This is a genomic window from Acidisphaera rubrifaciens HS-AP3 (assembly GCF_000964365.1).
GTDB lineage: Bacteria > Pseudomonadota > Alphaproteobacteria > Acetobacterales > Acetobacteraceae > Acidisphaera > Acidisphaera rubrifaciens.
In genome coordinates this window covers 1-1,146 of the sequence record NZ_BANB01000556.1, presented here as the reverse complement: position 1 = coordinate 1,146, position 1,146 = coordinate 1, and the positions used below count along the sequence as shown (strand labels likewise).

At 76.0% G+C, this 1,146-nt stretch carries 1 pseudogene; it reads right to left on the bottom strand.

The annotated features are described in order from the left end of the window. Window positions 1–1,146 (bottom strand): annotated as a pseudogene (locus B8460_RS22090) (4Fe-4S dicluster domain-containing protein); the annotation flags it as partial.

Genomic DNA, 1,146 nt, shown 5'->3' with positions numbered 1-1,146 from the left:
GCGGGCGCGCGGCCGGCGCGGGATCGCCGACCGGCGGCGCGCCTGCGTGCTGCACGCGGACGAAATCATGCCCCTCCATGGTGCCGTGCGTCTGCGTCGTCACCAGCGCGGTCCGCCGTCCGGTCGGCGTGATCCGCACGCCGTCGAGCTGCCAGACCGTTGCCGCGCCGCGCAGCGCGTTCGCGTCGTAGCCGAGGCCGTCCGCGAGATGTCCCGGCACCGCGCGCCCGTAGCCGAGCGTGAGGCCGGCCACACCGTCGGCCTGTCCCGGCATGATCCAGACCGGCGCCTCGATCCGCCGCCCGCCGTGAACCAGGGCGACCACGTCGCCGGTCGTGACGCGCAGCCGGGCCGCGAGCGCCGGGGCGAGCGTCACCGCGTTCTGCCACACCAGTTTCGTCAGCGGCTTCGCGAGTTCCTGCAGCCACGCATTGCCGGCGAGGCTGCCGTCCCACACGGTCGGATCGGGCCGGAACACCACCGTCACGCCGCCGTCGCCCGCAGCCGGCGGCGGCGGCGAAGCAGGCGCGGGCGCGGGCGTCGGCGCGGAAACGGGTGTCACGGTCTCGGCCGGCAGCGTCTGGCCCGGCACGAAACCGTCGCGCAGCCAGCCCTGCCAGCGCGGAAGGAACGCCGCGTCCTGCGCGTCGCCCTGCCAGTGCGCGCGCAGCAGCGCCTCGGCGGTGCGGGGCGTGTCGTCGAACAGCAGCGACAGGATCTCGGCCGCCGCCCGGCCGCCGTAAAGCGGCTCGACCGTCGGCTGCATCAGCCCGACCGTGCCGTCCGGCGAGCGTGCGTCGCCCCAGGACTCCAGCGGATGCGCCAGCGGCATGTGCCAGTCGGCGCGCAGCCCGGTTTCGTCCTGGTACAGCCCGGCGTGCAGCTTCAGCGCGACGCGGGGCAGGACGTCCGTGAAGCCGGGCGCGTCGTAGGCCGGGTTGACGCCGAGCATCAGCAGCGTCGTCACCTCGCCGCGCGCCATCGCCGCGATCAGGTCGCCGATCGGCGCGCCGTCCGTGCAGGCGGGCGCGGTGTGGACGACCGTGCGGCCGGTGTTGCCGAGGGCGTCGTTCAGCCGGTGCACCGCCGCGTGCAGCGCGGGCGGCGACCACGCGCCCGTCGTCACCAGCCCGGCGCCGCGCGCAT